The organism is Rhodoferax sp. GW821-FHT07F03, assembly GCF_059418745.1.
This window is the reverse complement of sequence record NZ_JBWKQM010000007.1, coordinates 196,249-222,165: the sequence shown is the minus strand read 5'-3', so window position 1 is coordinate 222,165 and position 25,917 is coordinate 196,249. Positions and strand designations below refer to the sequence as shown.

The window sequence follows — 25,917 nt, the reverse complement described above, 5'->3', positions numbered from 1 at the left end:
GCACTTGTTGCCCGGTTGGGTGCTTACGCGGTCACGAATGCAGCGACCTCAGCCAGCACCGCCGGGTCTTGCAGAATGCGCCGGTGGCCCAAGCCCTGGGTGGCTACCAAGCGGGCATTTTGGATCGCCTGGCTATAGGCCAGGCCGTCGGCAAAGCGGTTGACCCGGTCACCGCGGTCGTGCACCACCAGGGTCTGGGCGCGGATGCGTGGACCCACCGCGGCTGGTTCCAGCTGGGTCAGCACAATGCCTTCACGGGCTTCCAGGCGTTGCTCCAGCCTGGCGCGCACGGTTTCCCGCAGGCCAAAGACCCGGGCGAACTGGTGGGTGTATTGGCGCGGCGAAGCCGGTGGCGCCAGCAGCACCAACTTGGCCGCCGGCAGGCCGCGCGCCAGCGCAAAGGCTGCGGCATTGGCGCCCAGCGAGTGCGCAACTACTGCCTGCAATAGCTGTCCGTCTTGTTGCAGGCGGGCGCTGACATATTCCATGGCCCGGGTGAACTGTGGCAGATTGCTGGTCTGGCCGGCGCTGCGGCCATGGGCTGGCATCTCTACCAGCACCGGGCGCAGGCCTTGCTCCGCCAGTACCTGGGCCAACGGCAGCATCTGGGCCGCATGGCCACCCCAGCCGTGCAGCAGCAACACGCAGGACGCGTCGGCGGCTGCTGGCAGGCTGTAGACCGTCAGGCTGGCCTGCTCAAAGGCCCAATGTTCGGTCTGCCAGCCTGGGCCCCAGGCGTGCTTGCGGCCCAGCCATTTGAGCGGCAGTGGCGTGCCGAACAAGCGGTAGGCCGAGTGCAGCGCGAGCGACGGCGAAACCTGCTGCATGGCGCGCAAACCCCAGCGCAGCCAACGGGTCATGGCATGGGTGTCGTAATAGCTCAAAGCGGCTGGCAACGTGGCATCGGTCATGGTGAGCTCCTTGGTGAAATAAATAGCACAGTTGTGCGAAATTTGAATAAAAAAACAGGCACCCACGCAGGGTTCAGACTTGGTAGCTGGCGATCAGCCGGGTCCAGCTGGTCTGTGTGCGTTCGATGGCGCGCGGGTCGCGCAGGAAGCGGGCGTCGTGCAGCAGGCCGATGACCAGGCTGTACAGCTCGCCCACCAACTGGTCGGGATCGGTATCGGCCCGCAACTGGCCTAGCGTAATGGCTTGCTGCACCGTGCGGCACAGTGCTGCGCGCCAGATGCTGATGGCCTGCACCAGGTGGTCGCGCAGCTCGCCTTCACGGTCGTGCAGCTCGAAGGCGCCAGCGGTAAAGATGCAGCCACTGCGCACCTCCACCTGGCAGACCCGCAGACTCCAGCGCCGCATGATTTCGTGCAGCCGGGGCAAGCCCTGGGGTTGTTGCATGGCGGGCGTAAACACGTCGGCCACAAAGCGGTGGCCGTATTCGTCGACGACAGCTTTTTGCAATGCCTCGCGCGAGCCTATGCGCGAAAACACGCCGCTCTTGGACAGACCGACGCGATCCGCTACGGTTTGCAGGCTGATTGCTTCCAGGCCCTGGGCGGCCGCCAGTTCCATAGCGGCGCCGACGATGGTGGCGCGGGTGAGCTCGCTCTTCTGGGTTTTTGCATCCATTCCAAAATATTAGCACGACTGTGCGAAATTTGAATGGGTACGGAATTAGGTGTTTGCCCGCACGGGTTTGTACCGGTACCGCTTCTGCCCGTCGTACCTATAGTGACGTAGCACACAACTGACATGTTAGTGCGCAAGCAGATCCCGTTTTACATTCGCCGCCCTTCGCTCCATGCTCAAAAACCTGTCGCCCCTGCTGTCTGCCGACCTGCTGCACATCCTGGCCTCCATGGGCCATGGTGATGAGATCGTGCTGGCTGACGCCAATTTTCCAGCGGCGACCAACGCCAAGCGTCTGGTGCGCCTGCCAGGTGTGGACGCGACCCGGGTGTTGGATGCCGTTTTGTCGGTGCTACCTTTGGACAGCTTTGAGCCCCACGCGGCCTTCACCATGCAGGTGGTGGGCGACGCCAGCGCCGTGCCGCCCGCAGTGCAAGATTTCGCCCAAACCCTGCAGCGCCACGGCGAGCAGCCACCCGCTTCGTTGGAGCGCTATGCGTTCTATGCCCGCGCAGCCCAGGCTTTCGCGGTCGTGGCCACTGGCGAAACCCGGTTGTACGGCAACATCCTGCTCAAAAAAGGCGTGGTGGCTTCGTGATGGCAACCGTCAGCTTAGAACCCACCAGCCAGCGTGCGCGGGCTTACCAGGGCTTTACCCAGCAAATCCTCAGCGGCAGCATCCGGCCCGGGCAATTCATTTCCCAGCGGGCCTTGATGACCCTGCTGGACATGCCGCTGGGCGCGGTGCGCGAGATGATCCCCCGCCTGGAAGCCGGTGGCCTGGTGAAGACCGTGCCCCAGCGCGGCCTGCAGATTGCCCATGTGGACTTGAAGCTGGTGCGCAATGCCTTCCAGGTGCGCAGCCTGATCGAGCGCGAGGCGGTGCGGCATTTCACCACCAGCGTCAGTGCGGCCGAGCTGGAGGCCATCACCGCCAGCCACCAGGACATCCTGCAACGCGCCAGTGCCGACCAGCCCGATGCCACTTTGCTCGACGATGCCCAGGCGGTGGACTGGGGCCTGCACGACCGCATGGTCGATGCGCTGGGTAACGAAATCATCTCCGAGATTTACCGCGTGAACAGCTTGCGCGTGCGCCTGATCAAGCTGGAGCAAAGCGTGATTACCCCGGCCCGCCTGATCCCCGCCATGCAGGAGCACCTGCGCTTTATCGCCGCCCTGCAGCAGCGTGATGCTGCCGCAGCCGAGCAACTGCTGGAGGCGCATCTGGACAGCGCGCGCCACCGCGTGCTGACGGTGGACCTTCCCGTCCTTTAGTCCCGCAATGCCTTTCCCCGCAACTTACCTAGGAGCACTTTTTTGACACACGCTATTAAGGGCCTGTGGCCCGCCTTGTTGATGCCTTTTGATGCCAGCGGCCAGGTCGATCTGCCGCGTACCCTGGCGCATATCCAACGCATGTTGGCCGCAGGTTGTGACGGTGTAACCCTGTTTGGTACCACCGGCGAGGGCCTGTCGTTCAGCCTGGCCGAGCGCAAGAGCTTGCTGGAGGCAGTGCTGGCCAGCGGCGTACGCCCCGACCAGATCGTTGTCACCATCTCTGCCTGCGCACTGGCCGAGGCCATCGAACTGGGCCGCCATGCGATCGCGCTGGGTTGCACGCGCCAGTTGCTGATGCCGCCTTTCTTCTTCAACCACCCGCGCGAGGCGGGCGTGGTGTCCGCCGTCAGCCAGGTCATCCGCGGCATAGGCTCGGACGATTTGCGCGTGCTGCTGTACCACTTTCCCTCGCTGAGCAATGTGACCTTCACATACGCGGTTGTGGCTGAGCTGATGCGCCTGCATCCAAAGCAGGTGGTTGGCTTCAAAGACAGCGCGGGGGACCTGGCGCATTCGCTGGACATCATCAAGGCCTTTCCCAAGCTGGCAATTCTGGTGGGCTCGGAAGCGCATATCGCCACCGCCATGCGTATCGGCAGCCCGGGCTCGATCAATGGCCTATCGAATCTGGCACCGCATTTGATCAGCCGCGTCATGCGTAACCCTGAGACCGTGTCCGCAGTCGACGAGGCGCTGATCGTGGACCTGTTGAAGCTGCTGAGCCTGCTGCCCAACATGCCCTTTGTCAGCGCCTACAAGACCGCCCTGGCCGAGCAGACCGGTGACGATACCTGGCTGAACGTGCGCGCGCCATTGACCCCGCTGGATAACACCGAGGCGCAGGCAGTGCGTGCCGCGTATCGTGCGCTAGGTCAGAACGCAGCATCCCTGTAGAGAAAAACTAGGAGACAAACATGACCCGTTCCATTCCACGCCGTACCGTTTTGCAGGCGGCTGCTGGTGCCACAGCACTTGCCGGCTTGCCGACCAGCCAGGCCCAGGGCGCTTTCGACTGGAAGCGCTACAGCGGTCAGAGCATCGAGGTGCATCTGATCAAAAGCCCGCGTGGCGAGCTGCTGCAGAAGTACCAGAAGGAGTTCGAAGACCTGACCGGCATCAAGGTCGGTGCCGAGCAGGTGCCCGAGCAGCAGTCGCGCCAGAAGACGGTGATCGAATTCAACTCCGGCAAGACCAGCTTCGACGTGGTGCACCTCAGCTACCACGTGCAGAAACGCCAGTTTGCCAAGGGCAAGTGGATGGAGGATTTGCGCGGTCTGTTCAACACCGCCGCTGCACCCGACTTCGATCTGAAGGACTACTCCGCCGGCGGCATGTTCTACGCCACCCAGAGCGACGGTCGCATCGACAGCCTGCCGTTCAACCTCGACCCCTGGGTGCTGTACTGGAACAAGGAACTCTTCGCCGCCAAGGGCGTGGCCTACCCCACCAGCTATGCCGACATCGTGAACGCGGCGAAGAAGCTGCATGACCCAGCCAATGGCGTGGTGGGCTTCGTCGGCCGCGGTTTGAAGAACGCCAACGTGCCTTTGTGGACCGGCTTTTTCCTGGGCTTTGGCGGCCAGTTTTTTGATGCCTCTGGCAAGCTGCTGACTGACTCGCCGGAGGCCCTGGCCTCGGCAAACATGTACCGCGACCTGCTGAAGAACACCGGCCCGGCCGGTGTGGCCGGCTACAACTGGAACGAGGCGCAAAGCCTGTTCCTGCAGGGCAAGGCCGCCATGTGGATCGATGGCTCCGGCTTTGCGCCGCCGCTGGAAGATGCGGCCAAGTCCAAGGTGGTGGGCAAGGTGGGCTACGGCATCTTGCCGCCCGGCCCCAAGCTGCAGGTGTCGCCCACATTTGGTGACGGCATTGGCGTGTCGGCCTATTCCAGTAAAAAGGGCCCGGCCTGGTACTACATCCAATGGGCCACCGGCAAAGCCATGCAGGCCCGCATGCTGGCAACCGCATCAGGCGCGCCGGTGCGCTTGTCGGCTTACTCGAATGCCGAGGCGATTGCCAACCTCAAGGTACCGCCAGAGTGGCTGTCTGCAGTGGCGGGTTCGCTGAAGATTGCCCGCCCCGGCTTGCCCATCATCGAGCCGGTGAACGAGTTCCGCGATGTGTTCGGCATTGCGCTGAGCAACATGCTCAGCGGCGGCGATGTGGCGGCCGAACTGAAGAAGGCCACGGCTGACTTCGCCCCGGTGGCGGCCAAAGCCGACGCCTGATCCGACAGCCCGCGCTCTGGCGCGGCTTGTTTTCACCTGTCCCTTGTATGCGCTCTTTGCGGCGCACGTGGAGTCTGTTGGCATGCGCAAGCTTTCGCCTTTTTTATGGTTCATCCTGCCCGCCGTAGTGGTCATCACGGCGGTGATCGTCTTCCCCTGGATGTTCACGCTGTGGATGAGCTTGTTCGACTGGAAGATCGGCTCCAAAGCCACTTTTGCCGGCCTGGGCAATTACGCCGAGCTGATAGGCAATACGCGCTTCCTGGAGTCGGTTGCCCACACGCTGATCTTCACCGCGCTGGCCGTGGCCGCACCGCTGGTGCTGGGCACCGCCGCCGCGCTGGTGTTCAACCAGAAGTTCGCCTGGCGCGGCTTTTGGCGCGGTGCTTTTGTGCTGCCCATGATGGCTACGCCGGTGGCGATTGCGCTGGTGTGGGTGATGATGTTCCACCCGCAGCAAGGCGTGCTGAACTACCTGCTGTCCCTGGTTGGCATAGGCCCGAGCGAATGGGTGTACTCGCCCAAGCTGGCGATTCTGTGCCTGGTGATGGTGGATGTGTGGCAGTGGACACCGCTGGTGATGCTGATCGTGCTGGGCGGCCTGGCCTCCTTGCCCACCGACCCGTTCGAAGCCGCCTACATGGAGGGCGCTAGCCGCTGGCAGACCTTCCGCTACGTCACCTTTCCGCTGCTGTTGCCCTTTATCCTGGTGGCTGCCGTTGTGCGGCTGATCGACGCGCTGAAGACCTTCGACACCATTTACGTGATCACCCAGGGTGGACCGGGTACATCGACCGAGACCATCAATATCTACCTGTACCTGCAGGCGTTTTCGTTCTACCAAGTGGGCAAATCGTCGGCCGTGGTGGTGGTGTTTTTTGTGCTGGTGGTGGCTCTTTCCATGTTGCTGTTCTGGCTGCGCGAGCGTTCGAAATACTATGAATAACACCCAAAAATTACGCGACAAGCTGCTGCTAGGTTTGTGCGTCTTCCTGCTGGTGTCGCCCGCCATCAGCTTCTTTGTGTGGATGCTGTCGCTGGCATTCAAGAACGAGGTGGACAACCTGGCCTACCCGCCGGTGTTCATCCCCAGCCCGCCCACGCTGGCGAACTTCGTCAAGGTGTTCGACAGCGGGCCCTTCTTCCAGTATCTGCTGAACAGCATCATGGTGTCGGGCACGGCAACCATCGTGGCCTTGCTGATCGGTGTGCCTGCCGGCTACGGCGTGGCCCGCATGAAGGCGCGCAAACTGCTGATGGTGATCCTGATCGCCCGCATGACGCCTGCCATCAGCTTTCTGATCCCGTTGTTCACCTTGTTCCAGGCGCTGGGGCTGACCGGGACCTTGGCGCCGGTCATCATCACCCACCTGGTGATCACCGTGCCCATCATGGTCTACATCGTCTCGGGCTATTTCGAGACGCTGCCAATTGAATTGGAAGAGGCCGCAGTGGTCGATGGCTGCTCACCCTGGCAGCGCTTTCGCCATATCGCCCTGCCGCTGGCCCGGCCTGGCATTACGGTGGCGGGCATTCTGGCCTTCATCTTTTCGTGGAACAACTTCATCTTCGGCGCCGTGCTGGCCGGGCGTGAGACGCGCACCCTGCCGGTCGCCATCTACAACGTGCTGACCTTCGAGCAGATTGCCTGGGGGCCGCTGGCTGCGGCGGCCTTGCTGGTCACCTTGCCGGTCCTGATCCTCACACTCCTGATCCAGAAAGAGATCGTTGGCGGGCTCACCGCCGGCGGTGTCAAGGGCGGTTAACCATTTTTCGCAGAGAACACACTCCATGGCATCCGTAACCCTCTCCGGCATTGAGAAATCCTTTGCCAACGTGCCCGTCATCAAAGGCGTGGACATCTCCATTGGCGACGGTGAATTCGCCGTTTTCGTCGGCCCCAGCGGCTGCGGCAAATCCACCCTGCTGCGCATGCTGGCTGGGCTGGACGCGCCCAGCGCAGGCCAGATCCGCATCGGCGACAAGGTGGTTAACGACCTGCCGCCCAAGGAGCGCGGTATCTCCATGGTGTTCCAGACCTACGCGCTGTACCCGCACATGACGGTTGAAGCGAATATGGGCTTCGGCCTGATGATTGCCGGCACCCCCCAGGGCACCATTGCCAGCAAGGTGGCCGGCGCCGCCAAGATGCTGGGCCTGGACAAGATGCTGGACCGTCTGCCGCGCCAGCTCTCCGGTGGTCAGCGCCAGCGCGTGGCCATGGGCCGGGCCATGGTGCGCGACCCGCAGGTGTTTCTGTTTGACGAGCCGCTGAGCAACCTGGACGCCAAGCTGCGCGTGCAGATGCGCACCGAAATCCGCGCCCTGCACCAGCGCCTCAAGACCACGTCCATCTACGTCACCCACGACCAGATCGAAGCCATGACCATGGCCGACCGCATCATCGTGCTGCGCGACGGCAAGGTGGAGCAGATCGGCACCCCGGCCGAGCTGTACGACCGGCCGTGCAACAGCTTCGTGGCCACCTTCATTGGCTCGCCTGCTATGAATATAGTAGCTGCTAGCGCAGACAAGACCTGCGTCAGAGCCGATTTTGGTGGTCAAGTCCTATTGGAAGACAGGTTTGCCAACCTGGGCAGCCGGCGTGTGCTGCTCGGCCTGCGGCCCGAGCATCTGCAGGTGCGGCCGGCGGGTGAAGCCAATGGCATCCCCTGCGAAGTCAAGGTGGTCGAGTTCAGCGGTGCCGACACCTTGCTGACCTGCGAAGCCCAGGGCCAGCCGGTGCAGGCGCTGGTGCACGACCGTTTGCTGGTCAAGCCCGGCGACAACATCACGCTGGCCATCGATCCGGCCCGCGTCCATGTGTTCGACGAGGCGACGCAGCAGCGCTTGTAGTTCAGCCTTGCTTGCGGACGATGGCCGCGAGCTTCTTCACCGCCGCGTCCATTTGCTCGGCTGGCACCTGGGCGTAGCCCAGCATCAGCCCGTTCCACACCGGCCCGCTGTCGCCTACTGCATGGGCGCTCAGCGGGTGCGCGACGATGCCTTTTTGCAGTGCCTGGGCGCTGACCGCCACGTCGGAGATAGACGCATCCAGGCCCAGCGCCAGGTGCATGCCGGCCGTGCCGCCATAGACCTGGGCTACGCCGCCTAGATGCCGTTCCAGCGCGCTGTGCAGCGCATCGCGCCGCTGCCGGTACAGGCGGCGCATGCGCCGCAGATGGGTGGCGAACTGGCCGCTGCGCAGAAACTCCGCCAGCGCCAGCTGGTCGGCCGCGCGACCCCGTGGCACCGATTGCGTCACCAGCCGCTCCAGCGGCGCCACCAGGTTCTGCGGCACCACGATGAAGCCAATGCGCAGCGCCGGAAACATGGTCTTGCTGAAAGTGCCCAGGTACAGCACCGGCGCATCCGGCAGCAGGCCCTGCATGGCGGCCAGCGGCGGGCCATCGTGGCGGAATTCGCTGTCGTAATCGTCCTCGATCAGCAGCGCGCCCGCAGCCTGGGTCTGGGCGATCAGCGCCAGTCGGCGCGGCAGGCTCAGCACGCTGCCCAGCGGGTACTGGTGCGAGGGTGTGGCGTAGACCAGCTTGGGTGGATGCAGGCGCCAGTCGGCGGCGCTGAGCGCCATGCCGTCGGCATCCACCGCAATGCCGTGGACCTGCAGCTCGGCGGCTTTGAACGCCGTCAGCGCGCCGCGGTAGCCGGGGTTCTCTAGCCACACGGTGTCGCCGGCGTCGGCGAAGGCGTGGGCGCACAGGTCCAGGCTGCTTTGCGTGCCGTCGGTGACGAACACCTGGCGCGCTTCGCAGACCACGCCGCGCGAGGCACGCAGATGCTCGGCAATCGCTTCGCGCAGCAGCGGCTGGCCGGCCGGGCCGCCGTAGTTGAGCTGCACGGTAGAGGTGGCGCGCCAGGCCCGGTCCATCAGCCGCTGCCAGGCCGGCAGCGGAAAGTCGATCAGCGACGGCACACCGGGCACGAAGGCGCCCATCAGATGCGCTTCGGGCAGCGGCTCTGCCGTTTGGGCACGGCGTGACAGGCTGGGTGGCGGCTGGGCCGGACGCGCCCGTGCGGCTGGGCGGGCGACGGCGATGTCCGCCACCCGCGTGCCGCGCCTATCCGGCTGCACATAGCCTTCGGTGGCCAACTGCTCGTACGCATACAGCACGGTGTTGCGCGACACGCCCAGGTCGCTGGCCAGCTGCCGGGTTGCCAGCAGGCGCGTGCCGGCGCCGAGCGTGCCGCTGCGGATGGCCGCGCGCAGGCAGGCATGCAACAGGCGTTGGCGCGGCCAGCCGTGCTGCGCATGGGCCTGGCTGAATTGCGTAAACAGTACGGCGTAGTCCATCGTGGCCCTAAATAATCATATGGTTATGGTTCTATTTTTAGAGCCAGTAAAAATTATAGTGCGCTGCCTTTCACTCTTCTTTTGGAAACCCGCCCCATGACCGACACCGCCGTTGCGCCGCCCAGCGCACGCACCCGCATCCGCCGGATTGCCGAGAACGCCGACTACCAGCGCAGCACGCTGCACGCCATCATCGATGCAGCCTATGTGTGCCACATCGCCTTTGTGGACGACAAGGGCACGCACAACATCCCCACCGCCTGCTGGCGCGAGGGCGAGCACTTGTACATCCACGGCTCGAACGGCGGCCGCTTGCTGAAGCTGCTGGGTGCGGGCACCCAGGCTTGCGTGGCCATCACCCATGTGGATGGCCTAGTGCTGGCGCGCTCGGCGTTCAACCATTCGATGAACTACCGCTCGGCCATGGTCTACGGCAGCTTTGAGCGGGTGGCGGAAGACGCTGCTAAACGCGCCGCGCTGGACGCCTTCATGGACAAGCTGGCGCCGGGCCGGAATGCGGAAATCCGCCGCGGCAATGACAAGGAATTCGCCGCCACCACGGTGATGCGCATTGCGCTGGACGAGGCCGTCGCCAAGGTGCGTACTGGCCCGCCGATAGATGACGAGGAAGACATGGATATTCCCGTGTGGACCGGCGTATTGCCGCTGGTGCAAATGCCGGCAGCGCCGGCAGTGGCCGCGGATGTGGCGGTCGAAACACCGGCCTATGTGCGCCAGTGGCAGGGTGTATGCATCGAAGACAAAACCGCATGAGCACCATCCGTACCCGAGTCGCAACGCTGGCTGACCTCGATGTCATCGCCCCATTGTTCGATGCCTATCGGCAGTTCTATGAGCAAGCGCCCGACTTTGCTTTAGCCAAGAGCTTCATCCGCGATCGCCTCCAGAGCAAGGAATCTGTAGTTCTTCTGGCCTCAAACGAAGCCCAGGAAGTCGTAGGCTTCTGCCAGCTCTACCCAAGCTTCTGCTCGGTTGAGGCAAAGCCGATTTACTCGCTTTACGATTTATTCGTCAGTCCAGGGGCGAGGCGCTCAGGCGCAGGAAAGGTTCTTTTGCAAGCGGCGGAGAAGCTTGCGTCTGAGAACGGCAAGGCAAGAATGGACCTCACTACTGCGAGAACCAACAAGCCAGCGCAGGCAGCATACGAATCGCTTGGTTGGGTCCGAGATGAAGTCTTCTACGCCTATAGCAAGTCCGTGACTTAACGCATAGAAAAGGCGAACCTTGTGGTTCGCCTTTTTCAAGCTCATGCGTGGGCCGGCACTTGCCGTGGCGCTTCGGCGTAGTGGTCGAACTGCATGGTGTAGCTGGCCCGCCCGGCCGTCAGCGCACGCAGGCTGCCGATGTAGCCAAACAGCGTCTGCAGCGGCACCATGACGCGCACGATCGCCGCATTGCCGCGCTGGTCCTGGCTGCGCACCTGGCCGCGCCGGCGGTTCAGGTCGCCGATCACATCGCCCACGTGGTCCATGGGCGTGGTGACCTCCACGGCCATCACTGGCTCCAGCAACGTCGGCCCGGCCTCGCGCAGCGCCTGGGTGAAGGCGGCCGCACCGGCTACCTCAAACGCCAGCGTGGACGAGTCCTTCTCGTGGAAGCTGCCATCTTCCAGCGTGACCAGCAGATCCACCACCGGGTGGCCGGCCAGCACGCCGGCCAGGGCCGCGCGCCGCACGCCTTGTTCCACACTGGGGATGTATTCCCGGGGGATCACACCGCCGGTGATGGCGTTCTCAAAACGCAGACCTGCGCCGCGCTCCAGCGGCTCCACGCGTAGCGCCACTTCCGCATACTGGCCAGGGCCGCCGCTCTGCTTCTTGTGCAGATAGCGCACGTTGGCCGCACGCGCAATGGTCTCGCGCATGGCTACCTGGGGCGGGCCGATGTGCACCGTCACGCCGAAGCGGCTGCGCAGCTTTTCCAGCGTCACCTCCAGCTGCAGCTCGCCCACGCCGGACAGCAGGGTCTGGCCTGTGTCGGCGTCCTGGCCCAGGCGCAGGCTGGGGTCTTCGTCCACCAGCGTGTGCAGGCCGCGCGAAAAGTTGTTTTGCTCGTCGCGCGAGTGCGGCTCCACCGCCATCGAAATGACAGGTTCGGGCGCATGGATTTCCTCCAGCACCAGGGGCTGTGCGGGGTCGCTCAGCGTGTGGCCGGTCTTACTGGCCTTGAGCCCTGCCACGGCCACGATGTCACCGGCTTGCGCCAGTGCCAGCTCCTCACGCCGGTCCGCGTGCATTTGCACTACGCGCGACAGACGTTCGCGCTGGCCGGTATTGGCGTTCAGTACCTGGCTGCCCGCATGGGCTTCGCCACGGTAAACGCGCAGATAGCTCAGCGTGCCGTGTTCGTCGTGCACCACCTTGAACACCAGCGCAGCAAAGCCGTCGCCGGGTGGCAGGTCGGTGTTGCGGTCTTCGGGCGCGGGCAGGTAGTCCACCACCGCATCCAGCAGCGGCTCGACGCCTTTGTTCTTCAGCGCGGCGCCGCCCAGCACGGGCACAAAGGCGCCGGCCAGTGTGCCTTGGCGGATACAGGCGCGCAGCTGCGCTTCCGAGATGTCTTCACCGTTCAGATAGGCGGTCAGCAGCGCGTCGTTTTGCTCCACGGCGGTCTCTATCAGGGTGCGGCGCGCGGACTCCACGGCGGCCTGCATATAGGCGGGCACGGCACTGCGTTCCAGCGTCGGTTTGCCTTGGGCATTGGGCGGCCAGGTCAGGGCTTGTTGGGTCAGCAGATCGACTACGTCGCTGAACTCGGCTTCCGTGCCTATGGGCAGCTGCAGCACCAGGGGCTTGACGCCCAGGCGCTCGGCCATCATCGCTACCACGCGCGCGAAATCCGCGCCGGTGCGGTCTAGCTTGTTGACCAGCGCAATGCGCGGCACATGGTATTGGTCGGCCAGGCGCCAGTTGGTCTCGGTTTGCGGCTCTACGCCGGCTACGCCGTCAAACACCACGACCGCGCCGTCGAGCACGCGCAGCGAACGGCTGACTTCGATGTTGAAGTCGATGTGGCCGGGCGTGTCGATCAGGTTGATCTGGTGGCCGCGCCAGGCCACGGTGGTGGCGGCGCTGTTGATGGTGATGCCGCGCGCCCGCTCCTGCGGGTCGTAGTCCATGGTGGTGTTGCCGTCGTGTACCTCACCGGTCCGGTGGATTTCGCCGGTGGTGAACAGCACCCGCTCGCTGACGGTGGTCTTGCCAGCGTCGACGTGGGCGATGATGCCGATATTGCGAAGTTGTCGCGTGTTCATACTATGTTCCTTAAAGACAAAACCCCTGGCCTGCACGGTGCTGGCCAGGGGTTTCAACGGTTGTTTCTCAACCTTGAAAAAATCCCGCAGCTAGCGGTTTATGTCTTGCGCAGATGCGATGGCACCAATGGACGAGCGCAAGCCCACCATCCACTGGTGCGGATGAATTGCGGCGATCAGCTTGTCAAAGGTACGCATAGAAACTTTCTTAAAAAACACGGGTCCAGAAAACAAAAAACCCCGCGCAAATTGCCGGGGTTGTGTGGGTTCCGGCAAGGCGCATAAGCCCTCCGAAAAATCGGAAGGTCTTTAGAGGATCAAAGCTTGGGTGGTCATGTGCATGGTCGCAATTATAAAATTTTCTGTAGGTTTTGTCTTTGGGTGCTTATGTTTCAATAGTAATGTGCTATGTAACATTCAAGGCACACATTACGGCGTAATCTTTTCCAGGCAGTAGCCCAGCCCGCGCACGGTGGCGATGCGGATCGGGCCTTTTTCGATCTTCTTGCGCAGCCGGTAGATGTAGACCTCGATGGCGTTGACGCTGACCTCTTCGCCCCATTCGCACAGGCGCTCGATCAGCTGCTCCTTGCTGACCAGCCGCCCGGCGCGCTGCAGCAGCACCTCCAGCAGGCCCAGTTCGCGGGCCGATAGCTCGACCAGCTTGCCGTCGATGGTGGCCATACGCCCTGCGTGGTCGTACACCAGCGGGCCGTGCTGGATGCTGCTGCTGGCGCCGCCTGCGCCGCGACGCGCCAGGGCGCGCACCCGGGCTTCCAGCTCCTGTAGCGAAAACGGTTTGGCCATGTAGTCGTCGGCGCCGTAGTCCAGGCCTTTGACGCGTTCTTCCACGCTGTCGGCAGCGGTCAGTATCAGCACCGGCAGCGAGGAGCCGCGGGCGCGCAGCTTTTTCAGCACCTCCAGCCCATGCATTTTGGGCAGGCCCAGGTCTAGTATCAGCAGGTCGAACTCGCGGTTGGTCAGCAGAGCAGCGTCGGCTTCGCTGCCGCTGGACACATGGTCCACCGCCGCGCCTGAGGCCCGCAGCGCCCGCAACAGGCCGTCGGCCAATACCTGGTCGTCTTCCGCAATGAGAATGCGCATACGTGTCCCCTTTATAGGTTTTCTTCGACCAATTCTAGGCCGCGTAGGCTTCTAGGCCCAGCGAGACCACCGTCGCTACGTCCTGGCCGACAGCAGCGCGGAATTCGTCCTCTGTCTGGGCCACGGCGTCGCGATAGGCCTGCAGCCAGGCCAGGCCGGTGGCGGTGAACACCACCCGGCGGGCGCGGGCGTCCAGCGGGTCGGGTTCGCGCGCCACCATGCCCCAGGCGGCGCATTGGTCCACCAGGTCGCCCATGGCCTGTTTGCTTATGCCGGCCTGCGCGGCCAGTTCGGTCAGCCGTGCGCCCTGCAGCGGCAGGTGCCGTGTGATGTGGATGTGGGCGGCGCCCACTTGCGCGCGCGCCGCCAGGTTGCCCAGGGCCAGCGGTACCTCGATATTGCGCGCCATCAGCTCCAGCACGCGCGCGTCGAACTGACGCAGGGCAGCGTCCAGCCGCCGCCCCAAATGGGTTTCCCGCCAAGCCTGGTCTGTCGTGATGGAAGCCATGGATTAATGGTAAGGCAAACTGACTAAAAATATGCTTTGCAGGTTTAAAACGGCGCTTTAAACTACTGTTCAAGCATCCAGCCTGTTGTTAATAGCAGGCCATGCAGGCCCACCACTTCGTGACCCTTGATTTTGAAAGACACCGCCATGAACCCCACCGCTGCTCGCGCTCCCGCTGTCGCCCCCACCCCCGCTGCCCTGGCTGAAAAAGCCAAAGCCCTGCAAGCCGCTCTGGCGCAGATTGAAAAGCAGTTCGGCAAGGGCACCATCATGCGCCTGGGCGAGGGCGAGGTGATCGAGGACATCCAGGTGGTTTCCACCGGCTCGCTGGGCCTGGACGTGGCGTTGGGCGTCGGCGGTCTGCCACGTGGCCGGGTCATCGAAATCTACGGCCCAGAGTCCAGCGGTAAAACCACGCTGACCCTGCAGGTGATTGCCGAGATGCAAAAGCTGGGCGGCACCTGCGCCTTCGTCGATGCCGAGCACGCACTCGACACCCAATACGCGCAAAACCTGGGCGTGAACCTGCAGGAAATGCTGATCAGCCAGCCCGACACCGGCGAACAGGCCCTGGAAATCGTTGATTCGCTGGTGCGCTCCGGTGCCATCGACCTGATCGTGGTGGACTCGGTGGCGGCGCTGACCCCCAAGGCCGAGCTGGAAGGCGAAATGGGCGACAGCCTGCCCGGCCTGCAAGCCCGCTTGATGAGCCAGGCGCTGCGCAAGCTGACCGCCACCATCAAGAAGGCCAACTGCATGGTCATCTTCATCAACCAGATCCGCATGAAGATCGGCGTGATGTTCGGCTCGCCCGAAACCACCACCGGCGGCAATGCGCTGAAGTTCTACGCCTCGGTGCGCCTGGACATCCGCCGCACCGGCACCATCAAGAAGGGCGACGACTCCATCGGCAACGAAACCAAGGTCAAGGTGGTGAAGAACAAGGTTGCGCCCCCGTTCAAGACGGCCGAGTTCGATATCCTGTTCGGCGAAGGCATCAGCCGCCATGGCGAAATCATCGACATGGGCGTGGAAGCCAAGATCATCGAAAAGTCCGGTGCCTGGTATGCCTACAACGGCGAAAAAATCGGCCAGGGCCGCGACAACGCCCGCGAATTCCTGCGCGAGAACCCCGGCCTGTCGATCGAAATTGAGAACAAGGTGCGCGAGTCCCTGGGCATTCCTCTGGTCCCTGTGGTGGAAGAAGCCAAGGAAGTGAAAGAAGGCAAGAAGGCCAAGGCTGAGGCATAAAGTGCCTGCCAGCGCAGCTAGTACCTGCGCTGGCAGCTATTAAAGAGATAGCACATGGCGTTTCCATCGGCCACCGCACCCATCAGCCTCAAGGGCCGTGCCCTGCGCCTGCTCAGCGGCCGCGAGTATTCGCGGGTAGAGCTGGAGCGCAAGCTCGTGGCGTTTGAAGAAACCCCGGGCGAGCTGGCCCAGGCGCTGGACGAGCTGCAGGCCAAGGGCTTCATCAACGAACAGCGCGTGTTGGATTCGGTGCTGTACCGGCGCGCCGGCAAGTTGGGTGCCTCGCGCATTCGCCAGGAGTTGCAAAGCAAGGGCCTGGACCCGTCTGCCGTGCTGGATGCAGTAGCCGGATTGCAAGCCACGGAGCTGGAGCGTGCCCGCGAAGTCTGGCGCAAGAAGTTCGGCAGCCCGCCGGTGGACGCTGCGGCACGCGCCAAGCAGCAGCGCTTTTTGCTGGCGCGGGGCTTTTCATCGGACGCCGTGCGGCGCGTGGTGGCCGGCAGCGACGACGATTGCTGAGAATAGGTTTACAAGCTTTTTAGGCCGCTGGCGCAGATACCACCTGCGCTGGAAGCTATAAAAAGTGTAGTAACTGGGCTTTACAGGCCCAGCATCAGCTTCAGGTTTTGCACTGCGGCACCGCTGGCGCCCTTGCCCAGGTTGTCCAGCCGGGCGATCAGCACCGCGTGGCGGTGGGTTTCGTTGGCGAACACGCGCAGCTCCATCTTGTTGGTATCGACCAGCGCCAGTGCGTCCAGCTTGCCGCTGTCGCCCGGGGCTTCAACCGTAACCCATTCGCTGCCCGCGTAGTGCTTGGCCAATGCATTGTGCAGGTCTTGGCCGGTGGGCTTACCGGGCAGCAGGTCCAGATGCAGCGGCAGCTGCACCAGCATGCCCTGGGCGAAGTTGCCCACGGACGGCACAAAAATCGGCCGGCGTGTCAGGCCGGTGTAGCACATGATTTCCGGCAGATGCTTGTGCTGCAGGCCCAGCGCGTAGATTTCAAACAGCGGCGCTTCGCCCTTTTCATAGGCTTCGATCATGCTGCGTCCGCCACCCGAGTAGCCGCTGACCGAGGGCAGTGCCAGCGCGGCGTCGGGGTCCAGCAGGCCGGCATCCACCAGCGGGCGTATCAGCGCAATCGCGCCGGTGGCGTAGCAGCCGGGGTTGCCCACGCGGTCAGCCTGTGCCACGGCTTCTTGCTGCCCAGCTACCAGTTCGGGAAAGCCGAAGACCCAGCCCGGCGCCGTACGGTGGGCCGTAGAAGCGTCAATGATCTTGGGTTTCTTGCCGGGCAGGCTGTCGATCATGGCCACCGACTCAATGGCGGCATCGTCGTGCAGGCAGAGGATGACCAGGTCCACCGTGGCCATCAGCGCGCGCTTGGCTGCGGGGTCTTTGCGCAGCTCGGGGGCGATGCTGACCAGCTCAATCTGCGGCATGGATTGCAGGCGTTCGCGGATTTGCAGACCGGTGGTACCGGCTTCGCCATCGATGAAGACTTTGGACATGGTGAGCCTATGCTGTAAGGTGTTGTGCGTTGCAGCATGATACATTCGCGGGCTGACAGAACGCAGCTCGCAAGTCTTATACAAGACAGACGGGCAGAACCCCATCCATTCCTGAGAGAGCCCTCATGAAGATTCACGAATACCAAGGCAAGGAAATCTTGCGTAATTTTGGTGTGCCAGTGCCGAAGGGCATTCCGGCATTCACGGTGCAAGAAGCGGTGGAAGCCGCCCAAAAACTCGGCGGCCCAGTGTGGGTTGTCAAGGCACAGATCCACGCTGGCGGACGTGGCAAGGGCGGCGGCGTCAAGGTTGCCAAGACCATTGACGACGTGAAGAAGCTGGCCGGTGAAATCCTGGGCATGCAGCTGAAGACGCACCAGACCGGTCCTGAAGGCCAGAAAGTTCGCCGTCTGTACATCGAAGACGGCGCCGACATTAAGAACGAACTGTATGTGTCCCTGGTGACCGACCGCGCCACGCAGAAGGTGGCCCTGATCGCTTCCAGCGAAGGCGGTATGGACATCGAGGAAGTGGCGCATTCCACGCCCGAGAAAATCGTCACCGAGATGATCGACCCGCTGACCGGCATTACCCCCGAGCAGAGCAAGAAGGTGGCTGCAGCCATCGGCTTGACCGGCGTGTCCATTGACCAAGCTGTAGACATCTTCGCCAAGATCTACAAGTGCTACATGGACACCGATGCGTCCTTGGTGGAAATCAACCCGTTGAACTGCGACTCCAAGGGCAACCTGATGGCCCTGGACGCCAAGTTCAATTTCGACCCAAATGCGCTGTTCCGCCACCCAGAAATCGTCGCCTACCGCGATCTGGACGAAGAAGACGCTGCCGAAGTGGAAGCCTCCAAGTTCGACCTGGCCTACATCAGCCTGGACGGCAACATTGGTTGCCTGGTGAACGGCGCCGGCCTGGCCATGGCCACCATGGACACCATCAAGCTGTACGGCGCTGAGCCTGCCAACTTCCTGGACGTGGGCGGCGGTGCCACTCCCGAGAAGGTCACCGAAGCCTTCAAGATCATGCTGAAGAACAAGAAGGTTGAGGCCATCATGGTCAACATCTTCGGCGGCATCATGAAGTGCGACACCATCGCCACCGGCGTGATCACGGCTTGCAAGGCAGTGAACCTGTCTGTGCCTCTGGTCGTGCGCATGAAGGGCACCAACGAAGACCTGGGCAAGAAGATGCTGGCCGAGTCCGGTCTGCCCATCATCAGTGCGGACAGCATGGCTGAAGCGGCCGAAAAAGTTGTCGCAGCCGTAAAAGCACGTTAAAGACCGCCCGCTAAGGAACCAATATGTCGATCTTTATCAACAAAGACACCAAAGTCATCACCCAAGGTATTACCGGCAAGACCGGCCAGTTCCACACTGAAAAGTGCCAGGAATACGCCAACGGTAAAAACGCTTTCGTCGCGGGTGTGAACCCCAAGAAGGCCGGCGAGTCGATTTTCAATATCCCAATCTACGCCTCCGTCAAGGAAGCGGCTTCGGAAACCGGCGCAACCGTGTCGGTGATCTACGTGCCGCCAGCTGGCGCCGCTGCCGCGATCTGGGAAGCTGTCGAAGCCGATCTGGACCTGGCGATCTGCATTACCGAAGGCATCCCCGTCAAAGACATGCTGGAAGTGCGCAACCGCATGAAGGCCAAGGAAGCTGCTGGCGGTAAGAAGACTCTGCTGCTGGGCCCCAACTGCCCCGGTCTGATCACGCCTGACGAAATCAAGATCGGCATCATGCCCGGCCATATCCACCGCAAGGGTCGGATTGGCGTGGTCAGCCGTTCCGGCACGCTGACCTACGAAGCTGTGGCGCAACTGACCGAAATCGGTCTGGGCCAATCCAGCGCCGTCGGCATCGGTGGCGACCCGATCAACGGTCTGAAGCATATCGACGTGATGCAGGCTTTCAACGAAGATCCAGATACCGATGCGGTCATCATGATCGGTGAAATCGGTGGTCCGGACGAAGCTGAAGCCGCTCGCTGGTGCAAGCTGAACATGAAGAAGCCTATCGTTGGCTTCATCGCTGGCGTGACCGCTCCCCCCGGCAAGCGCATGGGCCATGCAGGTGCGCTGATCTCCGGTGGCGCCGACACGGCGGATGCCAAACTGGCTGTGATGGAAGAGTGCGGTTTCACCGTGACACGTAATCCATCCGAAATGGGCAAGCTGCTGAAAGCTTTGCTGAAGTAATAGAGGTTGCCGCTACAGGCAGCCTTCGAATCCATGCCGGGCACCTAGGGTGCCCGGCGTTGTTTTAACGTGCTTGTAGAGGGCGGTATATGTTTTTTGGACTTGATTTCACCTCGCCCCTGTTCTGGAGCGCGTTTGGCTCGATTGTTTTGGCCAATATCGTCCTGAGCGGCGACAACGCCGTGGTAATCGCCATGGCAGCCCGCACTTTGAAGCCAGAGCAGCAGCAGAAAGCCATCGTATGGGGCAGCGCTGCCGCCATCGTGATGCGGATTGTGCTGACGGTGGTGGCCATCAAATTGTTGGCTATGCCGTTTCTGAAGTTGCTGGGCGCGGCCTTGCTGGTGTATATCGGGGTGGATCTGCTCAAGGACGAGGGCGAAGGCGATGGCGGGCATGGCAAGCAGATCCATGGGTTGCTGGCGGCCATTCGGACTATTTTGATTGCCGATCTGGTCATGAGTCTCGATAACGTGCTGGCCGTGGCAGCAGCAGCCAACGGAAATGTTCCTTTGTTGGTGCTGGGTTTGTTGGTGAGCATTCCCTTGATCGTGTTTGGCGCCACTTTGCTGACCAAGGTGATGGAGCGATTTCCTATCATCATCACGATTGGTGCGGCGCTTTTGGGATTTTTGGCGGGTGAAATGCTGTTGACGGATCCGGCCGTTGTGACCCAGTTTGGCGAAACCAAGGAGCAGACCGTGAATTTTGCCGGTGTGATCGGCGCCGTATTGGTGGTTGCTTTGGGTACTTGGTTGCAAAAGCGCAGCAATTCCACGCCAGTTTGATTCGCACACCCTCTATTTTTAGGATGTGACGTGAAAAACTGCCCCGCTGCGGGCTTTTTTGCCGCCTAGTTGTAACAAAATACAGCGGAAATAGAGGTCTGCATCTGATGCGCAGAGGCGAAAGGCGGATCATTTATGTGCTCAGGCTCAAGGTCGTGGCAAACTAGACCTAGCCGGTTCATATCCCGCAAGCCGCCTATTGCATTGGAATTTCACGAGCTCAGTTCGACAACAAGATGATTTACGAGTTCTGTACGCAGACCCACCCTGGTCTTTTGCGCGAAAACAATGAAGACGCTGCGGCTTTTGACGAGCCCAGCGGGTTGGCGGTATTGGCGGACGGTATGGGGGGCTACAACGCAGGCGAGGTCGCCAGCAGCATGGCGACTACGTTTGTCCACACCGAGTTGGCGCGGTGGCTGTTAGAGGCAGGGTCCCAGGCGAGTGGCCGGGATCTTCGCCGCGCCATGGATGCTTGCGTGCACAACGCCAATTTGGCGGTGTACACCGCAGCCAACGTGAATGAGCATTACGCGGGCATGGGCACGACCTTGGTGGTGGGCATCTTTCAAGATAGCCGCGTGCTGGTGGGCCATATCGGCGATTCACGGTGCTATCGTTTTCGGCGCAATGTATTGCAGCAAATCACCAAGGACCATTCTTTATTGCAGGAGCAACTGGATGCAGGACTGATTACGCCTCAGCAGGCTGCGACGTCCAATAACAAAAATTTGGTGACACGTGCCTTGGGGATAGATGACAGCGTGCTGCTGGAGGTGCATGAGCATGGGGTGGAAGAAGGTGACCTGTACCTGATGTGTTCGGACGGGCTCTCGGATATGGTCGATGATGCGCCGATCGCACGTATCATGGAGACCGACGCTCCACTTGCGCAAAAGGCCAGACAGCTGATTAGCATCGCCAATGCGCATGGTGGGCGAGATAATATTACGGTCCTGCTTGTCCAAGCGGTGGCCGGCGCCAAGAAGCGGGGACTCGTATCCCGGCTATTGGGAAGCTAGATCCATTCACAGGTGCCAATTCCATGAATAGACACGGTAACTGACCATGCCAAAACTGATTGTTTCAATCGACGGCGTAGTCATCAAAGAGGTGCAGTTGACCAAAGACCGCACGACGCTGGGCCGTAGGCCGTATAACGATATCGTGATCGATAACCTGGCGATCAGTGGGGAGCATGCGGTGGTACTGATGGTGGGCAATGAAGTCCATCTGGAGGACTTAAACAGCACCAATGGCACTTACATCAACGGTAAGGCTGCCCGCAAGCAAATTTTGCAGAACAATGATCTGATTGAAGTCGGCAAATACAAACTCAAGTTTGTGGGTGACGGCATGGATTCGGGTTTCGAACGCGGCATGGCTTCTCGGCCCAGCCCTTTGGCCGGTGGTGTTGGTCAGCAGGTGCGTCGTGTGTCGCACCATTCGGCATCCATGCCGCTGGTGGGGGCTGAAATAGCGCCGCACATTACGGCCGCCATACGCGTGTTGTCCGGTGCAGCGGCAGGGCGTGAAGTCACCTTGACCAAAATAGTAACGACTTTGGGTAAGCCAGGCATTGCTGTTGCTGCGATTACGCGCCGCCCGCACGGCTATGTTGTGGTGCATGTAGAAGGTGATACCCAGCCCGTACTCAATGGCAGTGCAATAGGGGCCACGCCGGTGGCGCTGAAAAATGGCGATCTCTTGCAGCTGGCTGGCACACAAATGCAGTTTGTGCAGCCTTGACAAAACCGGTGTCTGGTTGAAGCATGGGCACCGCGCTGCTTTAAGAAGCCTACTTCCGTAGCTGACACCGATGGGATGGCGCGGCCCATTTTCAAAATGAATCAAAGGGTCTGGTCATGAAGGTCCGTGTGCTGGGATGCTCTGGTGCTATTGCCAAAGACTGCAGAACCACGTCCTTTTTGGTTGATTCTGATGTCTTGATTGATGCCGGTACCGGCGTTGGCGATCTCACATTGGATGAAATGTGCGCAGTCAATCACATCTTCCTGACCCATTCCCACTTGGACCACGTTGCAGCGCTGCCCCTGATGGTGGATGCTGTGGCTTCTCAGCGAACTGGACCTTTTCAGATTTATGCGCTGGCCGGCACCATTGCCGCGCTCAAAGCGCATATTTTCAATAATGTGATTTGGCCGGACTTCAGCGTGATTCCCTCAGAGGCTGAGCCATTTATCCGTTTCAACGAAATCAGCCTGGGCCAGATAGTGCACGTTCGTGACAAGCGCATTGAGGCCTTGCCTGCCGTACATTCTGTGCCCGCCGTGGGTTACGCCGTATCCGCAGATGGGCCAAGCTGGGTATTCACAGGCGACACGGAGCGCAACCCCGCATTCTGGCTGCGCTTGGCGCAGCTGGATGTAGCCGCTCTGGTGATTGAAACTGCGTTCAGCAACCGCGAAAAAGATCTGGCCCGCCGTAGCCTGCACTTGTCCCCTGCGACCTTGGCGGAGGAACTTAAATGCATTGGCGAGCAGCAGTTCCCGATTTTCATCACCCACACCAAGCCGTTCGAAACGAAGTTGATTATGGATGAGATTGCGCAGTTTGACGGATCGGGTCGTCACGCTCCGCATGACATTCGGTGGTTGAAGGCGGGGCAGGTTTTTGAGGTGTAGTAGATGACATCTTTTGTGCGTCAAAAATGTTCGACTCTATCGGTGCAATCTTTGTAGGATGACAAAAATGGCAACCTCAAACTTTGAAATCAGCAAGAATGGGCTGCACTTGAGAAAACCGTGACGGATTACACAGAAGATTGCGACCCGGCAGATTGGCACACTACGTGCACTACTTAACCGTCTCAACACCCACTCTTGGAGTTTTTATGAAGCGTTCTTTGCAAAAGGGTTTCACCCTGATCGAACTGATGATCGTGGTTGCGATCATCGGTATTTTGGCCGCTGTGGCTTTGCCTGCTTATCAGGATTACACCGTCCGTGCCAAAGTAACCGAGGGTCTTACTTTGGCTGGTAATGCTAAAAGTGCGGTGGAGGAAAACGCCCAAAATGCTCTGCCATTTCAATCTGGTTGGTTAACTCCCGCTGCTACTCCCGTTGCTACTGTTTTATGTAATGGTAGTGCTGGCGCTCTCGCATTGAGCAAAAACGTTGACAGCATTTGTATTAATGGAACGACTGGACAAGTCACTATCCTGTACAGCGCACTTTTAAACGGTACTGGTGTTGCTGTTGGTGTTCAGTCTGACCTGGCTATCTCACCAGCAGCACCAGCTACTGCCGGTGCTGCACCTACTACGGCGCTGTCTGGAACTGCAACTTCCTCAACCATTCCTGCTGGCGCGATTGTTTGGGTTTGCGGTGGTACTGTGATTGGTGCTTCTGCGGGGACGCCAACATTTACAGCCAACCCACTCACTCAGACCGCGGCCTCTGGCACTTTGTTGGCAAAATACCGCCCAGCTTCTTGCCGTTAATAGACCAAGTTCGTTTGTTCTAAAGGAGCCTTCGGGCTCCTTTTTTGTTAGCCCTTGTAACCTTACATCTCTCGAAAAAATGCTGGATTTAGCCCGTTACCGTGTTGCAGCCCAAGCGGCAGGAATCCATTCCCTCTGTAGTGTGCTGGTAGCAGCCCTAGCGGCATGGGTGGTGTTAGGGGTCTGGTATACCTACCCTTACCGCGAATTGTCGGGCGGGCGAGAGCTTTTTTTGTTAGTGGTGTCGGTGGACGTGGTGTGCGGTCCGCTGCTCACATTTGTATTGTTCAGCCCTAAAAAACTTCGCAAAGAGTTGTGGATGGATTTGGGCTTGGTTGCGCTGATTCAGCTTACGGCGCTGGCTTACGGCATGTGGACAGTGTGGCAAGCAAGGCCGCTTTATCTCGTGCACGAGGTAGATCGTTTCAGAGTCATTTCTGCCCCAGATGTAGCAGCGGAAGAACTTGACGCATTGCCAGCACACTTGAAACCCAAATTTTGGTCTGGCCCGCAACTGGTAGACATTCGACCTCCAAAGAATGCAGAAGAACATAACAACGTGCTTTTTGAGGCCGCCACAGGTGGTCGTGACTATGGTGCGCGCCCTGGGTTTTACATTCCCTACGACGGCGCGGCTGGCTTGAAATCGCTGCAGCGCGCCAAGCCGCTAGAGCTGTTTTTACAAAAGCAGCCCACGCAAGAAGGCGCTGCCAAGGCGCTGGCTGCAGAAAAGGGCGCTGACCTTGCGCAATGGCTGTACCTTCCTGTGGTCGGTCGGCAAGACTGGGTCGCCGTGCTCGACCAGCAGGGGCAGATTCGGGGCTTTTTGAAAGGCGACGGCTTTTGAAGCTTCGTCAGATCCTGACCAGCGCGCTGGTCGTTATTCCGTGGCTCAACCCCTTCGCCCCCGGCCCCACGTCCGCCGTAGTGCCTTGGCTCACAGCCTGCTGCGCGGTGGCTTGGGTGCTGGCGCTGCAAGCCGTCAGACCTGTTGGTAGTGCGTGGCCACGGGTTGCAGCCAGCACATGGCTGCTGGCAGGCGCACTCAGCTGTGCTATCGGCCTAGTTCAGTATTTCGGCCTGAGCGCGCAATTGACGCCTTGGGTGAATGCCACCCCGCTGGGCGAGGCGTTTGGTAATTTGCGGCAGCGCAACCAGTACGCCAGTTTGACCAATATCGCTTTCGCCGCCTTGCTGTGGTGGGGGGGGCAGGCCAAGCCGGTGGTGAATGCTGCGTGGCTGCGGGGTGCGCAACTGGGTTTGGCGGTGCTACTGGCGGCGGGGAACGCTGTGTCGTCTTCCCGCACGGGCATGTTTCAAGTGCTGGTGCTGCTGGCTTTGGTGCTGCTGTGGGGTGGCTGGCGCCGAGCGGATGTGCGTGGGGTGGTGCTGGTTTATGTGCTGGCCTATGTAGCGGCCCTGATGCTGTTGCCGGTGCTGATCGGCTTGGACCCCTGGTCCAGCGGGGCCTGGGCGCGCTTGCAGGCGGGGGATGCGGTGTGTTCCAGCCGGTTGACGCTGTGGCACAACGTGTTGACCCTGATTTCCTTACGTCCCTGGGGCGGCTGGGGCTGGGGCGGGCTGAACTACGCGCACTACATCACCCTGTTTGATGGCCCGCGCTTTTGCGACATCCTGGACAACGCGCACAACTTGCCCCTGCACCTGGCGGTGGAGTTGGGCATCCCTGCGGCGTTGATTGCATGCGGCCTGTTGTTGTATTGGGTGCTGCGGTCGAAACCCTGGGCAGAAACGGATGCCACACGTCAGCTTGCCTGGTCGGTGCTGGCGGTGATCGGACTGCATAGCCTGTTGGAATATCCACTGTGGTACGGGCCGTTCCAGATCGCGGCTGGCCTGTGCGTACTGTTGCTTTGGCGAGGCCCATCGTTATTTGAAAGAAGTCGGGCTCTGGCGCAGTTAATCTGTGCTTTGCTAGCTACTGTATTGATAGCAATTTGCGGCTATGTGGCCTGGGATTACCACCGCATCAGCCAGATCTATTTGTCACCTGATGACCGTGATCCTGCTTACCGCATGGACACCTTGGACAAGCTGCATGCGAGCTGGATGTTCCATGACCAGGTGGAGTTTGCCGAGCTGTCGATTACGCAGCTGACCTTGGCCAATGCGCCTGAGCAGTACCGCATGGCGCTGGAGATGCTGCATTTCTCGCCCGAACAACGCGTCATAGAGCGGGTGATAGACGCCGCCTTGCTGCTGGGGCGGGACCGGGATGCGGTCTTCCATCTGGCGCGCTACCAGGCGGCTTTTCCGGAGGGTTATGCCGAGTGGATGGCTGCGCACCGGGCGCCACCACGGCCCTAGGAGCCTG

Annotated in this window: 27 protein-coding genes; 20 read left to right on the top strand and 7 right to left on the bottom strand. The window is 61.1% G+C overall.

What is annotated here, in order from left to right; genetic code table 11:
• Positions 1-23: 23 nt before the first annotated feature.
• Both AC07R0_RS12655 and AC07R0_RS12650 read right to left on the bottom strand, forming a co-directional pair.
• Positions 24-911: an alpha/beta hydrolase gene (locus tag AC07R0_RS12655; protein WP_495075627.1), complete on the bottom strand. Its 888-nt coding sequence runs from the start codon at positions 909-911 to the stop codon at positions 24-26.
• A gap of 73 nt (positions 912-984) precedes the next feature.
• Positions 985-1,587: a TetR/AcrR family transcriptional regulator gene (locus AC07R0_RS12650; protein WP_495105078.1), complete on the bottom strand. Its 603-nt coding sequence runs from the start codon at positions 1,585-1,587 to the stop codon at positions 985-987.
• Between the two features lie 172 nt (positions 1,588-1,759).
• Here AC07R0_RS12650 and AC07R0_RS12645 point away from each other — a divergent pair, with 172 nt between their 5' ends.
• The 7 genes from AC07R0_RS12645 to AC07R0_RS12615 all read left to right on the top strand — a co-directional run bounded on the left by AC07R0_RS12645 (position 1,760) and on the right by AC07R0_RS12615 (position 8,015).
• The gene (locus AC07R0_RS12645; RefSeq protein ID WP_495096303.1) at positions 1,760-2,185 is read left to right on the top strand and encodes an RbsD/FucU family protein; all 426 of its coding nucleotides are present in this window, start codon (positions 1,760-1,762) and stop codon (positions 2,183-2,185) included.
• Positions 2,185-2,865 (top strand): GntR family transcriptional regulator, encoded by a 681-nt coding sequence (locus tag AC07R0_RS12640; protein ID WP_495075630.1) that lies wholly within the window; start codon positions 2,185-2,187, stop codon positions 2,863-2,865. The genes AC07R0_RS12645 and AC07R0_RS12640 overlap by 1 nt, the downstream gene beginning before the upstream one ends.
• A 42-nt stretch (positions 2,866-2,907) precedes the next feature.
• On the top strand, positions 2,908-3,822 hold the full coding sequence (locus AC07R0_RS12635) for a dihydrodipicolinate synthase family protein (RefSeq protein WP_495105077.1): 915 nt from the start codon (positions 2,908-2,910) through the stop codon (positions 3,820-3,822).
• A 20-nt stretch (positions 3,823-3,842) separates the two neighbouring features.
• Entirely contained in the window at positions 3,843-5,159 is a 1,317-nt protein-coding gene (locus AC07R0_RS12630) for an extracellular solute-binding protein (protein WP_495105076.1), read from the top strand.
• A gap of 82 nt (positions 5,160-5,241) precedes the next feature.
• Positions 5,242-6,105, top strand: a complete 864-nt coding sequence (locus AC07R0_RS12625; RefSeq protein WP_495075633.1) for a carbohydrate ABC transporter permease — start codon at positions 5,242-5,244, stop codon at positions 6,103-6,105.
• On the top strand, positions 6,098-6,925 hold the full coding sequence (locus AC07R0_RS12620) for a carbohydrate ABC transporter permease (protein WP_495096299.1): 828 nt from the start codon (positions 6,098-6,100) through the stop codon (positions 6,923-6,925). The genes AC07R0_RS12625 and AC07R0_RS12620 overlap by 8 nt, the downstream gene beginning before the upstream one ends.
• Before the next feature lie 25 nt (positions 6,926-6,950).
• Entirely contained in the window at positions 6,951-8,015 is a 1,065-nt protein-coding gene (locus AC07R0_RS12615) for an ABC transporter ATP-binding protein (RefSeq protein ID WP_495105075.1), read from the top strand.
• Between the two features lies 1 nt (position 8,016).
• Here the strand turns inward: AC07R0_RS12615 and pdxR are convergent, their stop codons facing one another.
• On the bottom strand, positions 8,017-9,471 hold the full coding sequence (gene pdxR, locus AC07R0_RS12610) for a MocR-like pyridoxine biosynthesis transcription factor PdxR (RefSeq protein WP_495105074.1): 1,455 nt from the start codon (positions 9,469-9,471) through the stop codon (positions 8,017-8,019).
• 96 nt (positions 9,472-9,567) lie between these two features.
• On the opposite strand from pdxR, the gene AC07R0_RS12605 reads away from it, so the two are divergent.
• Both AC07R0_RS12605 and AC07R0_RS12600 read left to right on the top strand, forming a co-directional pair.
• On the top strand, positions 9,568-10,245 hold the full coding sequence (locus tag AC07R0_RS12605; RefSeq protein ID WP_495105073.1) for a pyridoxamine 5'-phosphate oxidase family protein: 678 nt from the start codon (positions 9,568-9,570) through the stop codon (positions 10,243-10,245).
• Entirely contained in the window at positions 10,242-10,697 is a 456-nt protein-coding gene (locus tag AC07R0_RS12600; RefSeq protein ID WP_495105072.1) for a GNAT family N-acetyltransferase, read from the top strand. Before AC07R0_RS12605 ends, AC07R0_RS12600 begins: the two co-directional genes overlap by 4 nt.
• Before the next feature lie 41 nt (positions 10,698-10,738).
• Here AC07R0_RS12600 and fusA read toward each other — a convergent pair whose 3' ends face one another.
• The 3 genes from fusA to AC07R0_RS12585 all read right to left on the bottom strand — a co-directional run bounded on the left by fusA (position 10,739) and on the right by AC07R0_RS12585 (position 14,357).
• Entirely contained in the window at positions 10,739-12,745 is a 2,007-nt protein-coding gene (gene fusA, locus AC07R0_RS12595) for an elongation factor G (protein ID WP_495105071.1), read from the bottom strand.
• Positions 12,746-13,174: 429 nt separating this feature from the next.
• On the bottom strand, positions 13,175-13,849 hold the full coding sequence (locus AC07R0_RS12590) for a response regulator (protein ID WP_495105070.1): 675 nt from the start codon (positions 13,847-13,849) through the stop codon (positions 13,175-13,177).
• Positions 13,850-13,883: 34 nt separating this feature from the next.
• Positions 13,884-14,357 (bottom strand): MarR family winged helix-turn-helix transcriptional regulator, encoded by a 474-nt coding sequence (locus AC07R0_RS12585; RefSeq protein WP_495105069.1) that lies wholly within the window; start codon positions 14,355-14,357, stop codon positions 13,884-13,886.
• A gap of 147 nt (positions 14,358-14,504) precedes the next feature.
• Between AC07R0_RS12585 and recA the strand changes: the two genes are divergently transcribed.
• Positions 14,505-15,608, top strand: coding sequence for a recombinase RecA (recA, locus tag AC07R0_RS12580; protein WP_495075642.1), 1,104 nt, complete (start codon positions 14,505-14,507; stop codon positions 15,606-15,608).
• A gap of 54 nt (positions 15,609-15,662) precedes the next feature.
• On the top strand, positions 15,663-16,127 hold the full coding sequence (recX, locus tag AC07R0_RS12575) for a recombination regulator RecX (protein ID WP_495105068.1): 465 nt from the start codon (positions 15,663-15,665) through the stop codon (positions 16,125-16,127).
• 80 nt (positions 16,128-16,207) lie between these two features.
• Here recX and argC read toward each other — a convergent pair whose 3' ends face one another.
• Positions 16,208-17,119 (bottom strand): N-acetyl-gamma-glutamyl-phosphate reductase, encoded by a 912-nt coding sequence (gene argC / locus AC07R0_RS12570; protein ID WP_495105067.1) that lies wholly within the window; start codon positions 17,117-17,119, stop codon positions 16,208-16,210.
• Between the two features lie 125 nt (positions 17,120-17,244).
• On the opposite strand from argC, the gene sucC reads away from it, so the two are divergent.
• The 9 genes from sucC to AC07R0_RS12525 all read left to right on the top strand — a co-directional run bounded on the left by sucC (position 17,245) and on the right by AC07R0_RS12525 (position 25,910).
• A complete protein-coding gene (gene sucC / locus AC07R0_RS12565; protein WP_495105066.1) occupies positions 17,245-18,411 on the top strand; it encodes an ADP-forming succinate--CoA ligase subunit beta in 1,167 nt (388 codons plus the stop codon).
• 23 nt (positions 18,412-18,434) lie between these two features.
• The gene (sucD, locus tag AC07R0_RS12560; RefSeq protein WP_495105065.1) at positions 18,435-19,331 is read left to right on the top strand and encodes a succinate--CoA ligase subunit alpha; all 897 of its coding nucleotides are present in this window, start codon (positions 18,435-18,437) and stop codon (positions 19,329-19,331) included.
• An 89-nt stretch (positions 19,332-19,420) separates the two neighbouring features.
• Positions 19,421-20,119, top strand: a complete 699-nt coding sequence (locus AC07R0_RS12555) for a TerC family protein (protein WP_495075647.1) — start codon at positions 19,421-19,423, stop codon at positions 20,117-20,119.
• Between the two features lie 236 nt (positions 20,120-20,355).
• Positions 20,356-21,141, top strand: coding sequence for a Stp1/IreP family PP2C-type Ser/Thr phosphatase (locus AC07R0_RS12550; protein WP_495075648.1), 786 nt, complete (start codon positions 20,356-20,358; stop codon positions 21,139-21,141).
• A 46-nt stretch (positions 21,142-21,187) separates the two neighbouring features.
• Entirely contained in the window at positions 21,188-21,868 is a 681-nt protein-coding gene (locus AC07R0_RS12545) for an FHA domain-containing protein (RefSeq protein WP_495075649.1), read from the top strand.
• Between the two features lie 116 nt (positions 21,869-21,984).
• Entirely contained in the window at positions 21,985-22,764 is a 780-nt protein-coding gene (locus tag AC07R0_RS12540) for a 3',5'-cyclic-nucleotide phosphodiesterase (RefSeq protein WP_495105064.1), read from the top strand.
• 209 nt (positions 22,765-22,973) lie between these two features.
• Positions 22,974-23,582 (top strand): pilin, encoded by a 609-nt coding sequence (locus AC07R0_RS12535; protein ID WP_495105063.1) that lies wholly within the window; start codon positions 22,974-22,976, stop codon positions 23,580-23,582.
• A 79-nt stretch (positions 23,583-23,661) separates the two neighbouring features.
• Positions 23,662-24,429, top strand: coding sequence for a TfpX/TfpZ family type IV pilin accessory protein (tfpZ, locus tag AC07R0_RS12530; RefSeq protein ID WP_495105062.1), 768 nt, complete (start codon positions 23,662-23,664; stop codon positions 24,427-24,429).
• Positions 24,426-25,910: a PglL family O-oligosaccharyltransferase gene (locus tag AC07R0_RS12525; RefSeq protein WP_495105061.1), complete on the top strand. Its 1,485-nt coding sequence runs from the start codon at positions 24,426-24,428 to the stop codon at positions 25,908-25,910. The genes tfpZ and AC07R0_RS12525 overlap by 4 nt, the downstream gene beginning before the upstream one ends.
• Positions 25,911-25,917: the final 7 nt, after the last annotated feature.

Coding starts and splice junctions, on each gene's coding strand:
- sucD (WP_495105065.1), top strand. CDS start 18,435: ATGTCGATCTTTATCAACAAAGACACCAAAGTCATCACCCAAGGTATT.
- recA (WP_495075642.1), top strand. CDS start 14,505: ATGAACCCCACCGCTGCTCGCGCTCCCGCTGTCGCCCCCACCCCCGCT.
- AC07R0_RS12550 (WP_495075648.1), top strand. CDS start 20,356: ATGATTTACGAGTTCTGTACGCAGACCCACCCTGGTCTTTTGCGCGAA.
- tfpZ (WP_495105062.1), top strand. CDS start 23,662: ATGCTGGATTTAGCCCGTTACCGTGTTGCAGCCCAAGCGGCAGGAATC.
- AC07R0_RS12540 (WP_495105064.1), top strand. CDS start 21,985: ATGAAGGTCCGTGTGCTGGGATGCTCTGGTGCTATTGCCAAAGACTGC.
- AC07R0_RS12625 (WP_495075633.1), top strand. CDS start 5,242: ATGCGCAAGCTTTCGCCTTTTTTATGGTTCATCCTGCCCGCCGTAGTG.
- AC07R0_RS12645 (WP_495096303.1), top strand. CDS start 1,760: ATGCTCAAAAACCTGTCGCCCCTGCTGTCTGCCGACCTGCTGCACATC.
- AC07R0_RS12535 (WP_495105063.1), top strand. CDS start 22,974: ATGAAGCGTTCTTTGCAAAAGGGTTTCACCCTGATCGAACTGATGATC.
- AC07R0_RS12605 (WP_495105073.1), top strand. CDS start 9,568: ATGACCGACACCGCCGTTGCGCCGCCCAGCGCACGCACCCGCATCCGC.
- AC07R0_RS12600 (WP_495105072.1), top strand. CDS start 10,242: ATGAGCACCATCCGTACCCGAGTCGCAACGCTGGCTGACCTCGATGTC.
- AC07R0_RS12585 (WP_495105069.1), bottom strand. CDS start 14,357: ATGGCTTCCATCACGACAGACCAGGCTTGGCGGGAAACCCATTTGGGG.
- sucC (WP_495105066.1), top strand. CDS start 17,245: ATGAAGATTCACGAATACCAAGGCAAGGAAATCTTGCGTAATTTTGGT.
- AC07R0_RS12640 (WP_495075630.1), top strand. CDS start 2,185: ATGGCAACCGTCAGCTTAGAACCCACCAGCCAGCGTGCGCGGGCTTAC.
- AC07R0_RS12650 (WP_495105078.1), bottom strand. CDS start 1,587: ATGGATGCAAAAACCCAGAAGAGCGAGCTCACCCGCGCCACCATCGTC.
- argC (WP_495105067.1), bottom strand. CDS start 17,119: ATGTCCAAAGTCTTCATCGATGGCGAAGCCGGTACCACCGGTCTGCAA.
- recX (WP_495105068.1), top strand. CDS start 15,663: ATGGCGTTTCCATCGGCCACCGCACCCATCAGCCTCAAGGGCCGTGCC.
- AC07R0_RS12615 (WP_495105075.1), top strand. CDS start 6,951: ATGGCATCCGTAACCCTCTCCGGCATTGAGAAATCCTTTGCCAACGTG.
- fusA (WP_495105071.1), bottom strand. CDS start 12,745: ATGAACACGCGACAACTTCGCAATATCGGCATCATCGCCCACGTCGAC.
- AC07R0_RS12555 (WP_495075647.1), top strand. CDS start 19,421: ATGTTTTTTGGACTTGATTTCACCTCGCCCCTGTTCTGGAGCGCGTTT.
- AC07R0_RS12590 (WP_495105070.1), bottom strand. CDS start 13,849: ATGCGCATTCTCATTGCGGAAGACGACCAGGTATTGGCCGACGGCCTG.
- AC07R0_RS12620 (WP_495096299.1), top strand. CDS start 6,098: ATGAATAACACCCAAAAATTACGCGACAAGCTGCTGCTAGGTTTGTGC.
- AC07R0_RS12655 (WP_495075627.1), bottom strand. CDS start 911: ATGACCGATGCCACGTTGCCAGCCGCTTTGAGCTATTACGACACCCAT.
- AC07R0_RS12545 (WP_495075649.1), top strand. CDS start 21,188: ATGCCAAAACTGATTGTTTCAATCGACGGCGTAGTCATCAAAGAGGTG.
- pdxR (WP_495105074.1), bottom strand. CDS start 9,471: ATGGACTACGCCGTACTGTTTACGCAATTCAGCCAGGCCCATGCGCAG.
- AC07R0_RS12630 (WP_495105076.1), top strand. CDS start 3,843: ATGACCCGTTCCATTCCACGCCGTACCGTTTTGCAGGCGGCTGCTGGT.